5 protein-coding genes are annotated in these 3,749 nt (G+C 66.5%); 1 reads left to right on the top strand and 4 read right to left on the bottom strand.

Annotated features, from left to right (window positions below):
• From WEB06_14450 to WEB06_14440, 3 genes are all read right to left on the bottom strand, one after another.
• A partial coding sequence (locus tag WEB06_14450) for an alcohol dehydrogenase catalytic domain-containing protein (GenBank protein MEX2556813.1) occupies positions 1-328 on the bottom strand: 328 nt, incomplete at its 3' end.
• Positions 325-837 (bottom strand): NAD(P)-dependent alcohol dehydrogenase, encoded by a 513-nt coding sequence (locus tag WEB06_14445; GenBank protein ID MEX2556812.1) that lies wholly within the window; start codon positions 835-837, stop codon positions 325-327. The genes WEB06_14450 and WEB06_14445, both read right to left, overlap by 4 nt.
• Positions 838-1,203: 366 nt before the next feature.
• Positions 1,204-1,518, bottom strand: coding sequence for a hypothetical protein (locus WEB06_14440; protein MEX2556811.1), 315 nt, complete (start codon positions 1,516-1,518; stop codon positions 1,204-1,206).
• 1,435 nt (positions 1,519-2,953) lie between these two features.
• Between WEB06_14440 and WEB06_14435 the strand changes: the two genes are divergently transcribed.
• Positions 2,954-3,238, top strand: a complete 285-nt coding sequence (locus tag WEB06_14435) for a hypothetical protein (protein ID MEX2556810.1) — start codon at positions 2,954-2,956, stop codon at positions 3,236-3,238.
• 82 nt (positions 3,239-3,320) lie between these two features.
• Here WEB06_14435 and WEB06_14430 read toward each other — a convergent pair whose 3' ends face one another.
• A complete protein-coding gene (locus WEB06_14430; protein MEX2556809.1) occupies positions 3,321-3,485 on the bottom strand; it encodes a hypothetical protein in 165 nt (54 codons plus the stop codon).
• Positions 3,486-3,749: the final 264 nt, after the last annotated feature.

Here is a 3,749-nt window from a genome sequence, read left to right as displayed (position 1 = left end):
TCTCGCGAACGGTCACCAGCTCCGCGTTCGCACCGTGATTCTTCATCCCGAACACGCGGTCACCGACGGCGAACTCGGTCACTGCCGACCCGACTGCCTCCACCTCGCCGGCGAACTCCATCCCCAGCGTCCTCCACTTCGGGCGGAAGAAACCGATCATGAAACGCCAGACAATCGGCTTCGCGCGGCGCACGTGGCAGTCGGTCTGGTTGACCGTCGTCGCGCGGACGCGGACGAGGACCTCGTCGTCCTTCGGGACCGGCGCCGGGACATCCTCGATGCGCAGCACCTCCGGCGGGCCGAACCGGTCGTGCACAACCGCCCTCACCGAGGGCCGCCGTTCAGCGACAGCACGACGTTCCCGGTCTTCTGGCGCGTCTCGACGTAACGGTGCGCCTCCACGACGTCCTCGAGCCGATACGTGCGGTCGATCACGGGCCGGTACTCACCCGCCGCGAGCAGCCGCTCCAGCGCGAGGACGTCCTCCTTCGCGTAGCGGACGATCCCGAGCCTCGCCTTCCGCCTGCCGAACACCGACGTCCAGAGCGCCCAGGCGACGTTGTGGAAGCCGTCGGTCGCGATGTACAGCCCGCCTGGGGCGATCGACCGGCGGCAGCGCCTGAACGAGTGCTCCCCGACCGCGTCGAAGACGAGGTCGTACGTCTCGCCGTTCTTCGTGAAGTCCTGCTGCTCGTAGTCGATCACGACGTCCGGCCCGAGCGAGCGAACCAGCTCGACATTCTTCGTGTTGCAGACCGCGGTGACGTGCGCGCCGAGGTGCTTGGCCATCTGCACCGTGGCGGTGCCGATCGAGCCGGACGCGCCGTACACGAGCACCCTTTGCCCCGCCCGGAGGCCGGCGCTGCGCAGGAGCGAGAGCGCGCTCAGCGCGCCGTCCGCGAGCGCCTGCTCGAAGCCGGTCCCGTCCGGGATGTGTAGTCATGGAAGCAACCGCCGTGAGCGCCATCCCGTCGTCGCGAGGGACATAGCCGAGGGCTGCCTGCCAGAACTCCGTCTGACGCTGCAGATCATCGACGCGCAGAACGAATCGAGCCGATGCGGAGCACTACTGGCGATCTTAAGCGCCGCGTTCGACGGCACCGACGTTCAGGTGACACTTCGCCAGCTAGAGGGCCCGGCTGCGCGGGGCCCTCTAGCGCCATACCTCTCGCCTGCGCCAGTGTTCGGGAATTTAGGCTCGAGCTAGGCGACGGCGACCATGCGGTCGCTGTGAGCAACGACCTTGCCGCTTGTGATCTTCGGGGCGTTGGGAATCGCCGTGTCGAGGTTCTCGTCGGTGATCCACTCCGCGACAAGCTTCGTAGACTCTTCGGCCTGCTCGGCGGTCTCGAAGAGACTGATCGAGCTGATGACGCCGTTGCCGGCGTCGATCACGTAGTAGCCGGAAAAGCCGGGGAGCTCGCGCAGCTGCGGGACGAGTGTCTCGTTGACTCTCTCAACGACCTCGTTCGTGCGGGCAGCGTCCACACCTTCGTAACGACGAATGGTGGCTTGCATGTGATGCTCCTTCCGTTCTCCTACAGGGCAGCGCGCTCGAATGGGCGCTCCGCGGCGTCAGGCCAGTGGTCACAGTCGGAGAGGAGAGTGCTAGAGCCTCGGCGGCTTCAACAGCTAGAGCCAACGCGCTGATTGCAGTGTAGCCGCGATCCCGCGGCACCGTCGGATTCGCCGGGGCCTTGCTGAATAGCGTCGCGCGTCACGCACTACTTCCTCTTCGGCATGTCCATTGGCTGCGCGGGTGGAGCACTTGGATAGCGGTTCGCCGGTGGCCACGGACTAGAACCGGCAGGAAGCGCCGAGCCGCGCGTTCAGGCGACCGTCATGTCGGCGGTCTTAGCGACGTCTTCTTGAGGCGTTGGCCGAGTCACGCTCTCCGAGTGTCCGCCGGACGCCGGTCGGGCGTCCACTGCGACAATTCCAGCCATGAGATGGCGACACCCGCGCCTGTGTCCGGTCCGTCATCTCGACGGCGCCTCCTGCTCACGTGGCAGACTCGCATCGCACGGGTAGCGACGACTGGCGGCAGAGCGGGGACACGGCCGCTGACGCTCAGAGAGCGGCTCGCGTGGCAGGCCGCGAGGCGGGTACCGAAGCCGTAGACCGTGAGCCGTGAATCGCCTAGAGTCGGCACGCCCCTAACGAAAGGATCACGTGCCGACCTGGCTTTGGATTGTCATTATCGTCATTGTTGTGCTAGCCGCCCTTGGCTACTTTCGCCGGAGACGTTCTGGGTAGCCTCACGCGCCGCCTGGCTTCGTTTCGCTAGTCGTTTCGCCGGACCCTCCCAGGCGCGCCCCGTGGAGTGCAAGGTGCCGTTCTTGTCGAGCTCCTTGAGCGGAATGCTGATTGCGCAGGGTGCTCCAGTGAGGAGGACCCGGGCTCTCCTCAATCCAAGAGCGTGCGCGCCCAGCGGCGAGATACAAGTCAAGTCGCCTGATGCGGTGTAACGGGACTCGTCGGTGTTCCGCGGCTCAGGCGACTTGACTGCCCCGCGGGGCTTGAGGACTCGAAGCAACGGATCGCGCTCTTACCGGCGTCTTCTGCGGCATCACCGGCCTGATCTTTCGAAAGTACATCCACCAGACCATGTCGAACAACTCGATCCGCGAGCGCGCTTGCTCGATCTCCTCGAGCCGAGGCCACACCTCCGCATTCTCGGGCCGAGTGAGGTCGCGTTAGAGCCTTCCGGGCGAGTGCGCGACTCGGGATGGGCCGTAGGCGCTGCGGACAGTGCCGCCTGGATCTGCGGCCGAGCAGAGGACGACACACTGGTGTTCATCGACGCGCCGCTCGTAGTCACGAATGCGACAGGGCAGCGCCTCTGCGAGACGCACGTCGGGCAGCGTTACTGGCGCTGGCGCGTCTCCGCCAACTCGACTAACACCGCCAGCCGACGGCTCGGCGGCGTCGCGCTGCTTCGCGCGCTTGAGGGGTGCGGCTTCCGCTACGACGATGGGTCGACGGACCGCCGCGCTCAGGGCGGCGCGCCAGCGAGTGCTACCCGTACACGACCATCGTCGGGTACGAGGAGTTCGGCTACGTCCAGCGGCCGCTGTACAAGCGGAAGCCGAAGAGCACGCGGACGGCCGAGTTCAAGACGGTTCGAGCCGCCCCGTGCGCCGAGCTGATCACGCGAGTCGGCGTGCTTGCCGACGCTGACCCGCGCTCGACCTCCGATCGCACGAGCGCTCGAGCAGTGGCTCTGGGACGCCGCTGATCGCGCGGCTGCTCGACCCCGACGAGGCCGGCGCTGAGCTGGCAACCATCGGGCGGCTGGCTCGAACGTGGCGACGAGGTCGTTATTCCTCGACGACCACGGTGCGCTCTTCGGCCTGTGCGACCGCGTCGGCTGCGGCCTCGGCCTCCTCCCGGCTGGTGTGGTCTTCGGTCTCGCCTTCGCCGTAGTCGACGTGCCACATGTCGTGTTCCTTGTAGACCCGGATCGGTAGTCCGCTCTCGGGCATGTGTGCCTCTCTATGTGCTTCGCCGCTCGACAGGGTCGTGCGGCGTATCAGGCCGACCTTCGACCTCAAGCCTGACGATCGCGCTCGCGCGTACACGAGAGCGCCCGTCGTCCGTCGAAAACCAACTGCGATCGCCGGCGTTCTCGATCTTCTCCATCAGGTCTTGGGCTGAGCCTTCTCCAAGGTCGAGATCGCACTCGTGGCCGCCCGGGTCGCGTCCCGTGAGCCGGGGGAAATGAATCGGGCGTAGCCTCCGCGTTGACC

Source organism: Actinomycetota bacterium, from assembly GCA_040905475.1.
In the GTDB taxonomy this organism is placed as follows: Bacteria; Actinomycetota; AC-67; order AC-67; family AC-67; genus DATFGK01.
The sequence above is the reverse complement of the archived record's forward strand: the minus strand, read 5'-3'. Positions and strand labels throughout refer to the sequence as shown.